Below are 272 nucleotides of genomic sequence, written 5' to 3'. Positions count from 1 at the left end.
ATCTCCAGCTTGGTGCGGGCCGTGCGCCGATCCTCGGGAACGCCGGCCGATGCCATCCGGTCCGGGTCGCTCGTCCAGGTCTCGGGCAGGAACAGCGCCAGGCCGACCGCCACGGGCACCTCGCCGCGTGCCAGCGTGAGCGACACCAGCGTCTGGCAGTTGGCGGTCTTGCCCAGCGTCGTGGCGTATTGCGGCGCCACGCCGACCGAGCGGTTGCCCTTCTTCGGCAAGGCGGTGTCGTCGACGACGAGGATCGCATCCGAACCGCCGAC

Annotated in this window: 1 protein-coding gene; it reads right to left on the bottom strand. The window is 71.0% G+C overall.

Going from position 1 to position 272, the window contains the following annotated elements:
- Positions 1 to 272 (bottom strand): transposase (locus AC0IWM_RS23750; RefSeq protein ID WP_471759141.1); only part of this gene is annotated, 272 nt, incomplete at both ends.

The organism is Methylobacterium sp. AC433 (assembly GCF_979253015.1).
Note: the sequence above shows the minus strand (reverse complement) of the source record. Positions and strands in the feature narration are given on the sequence as shown.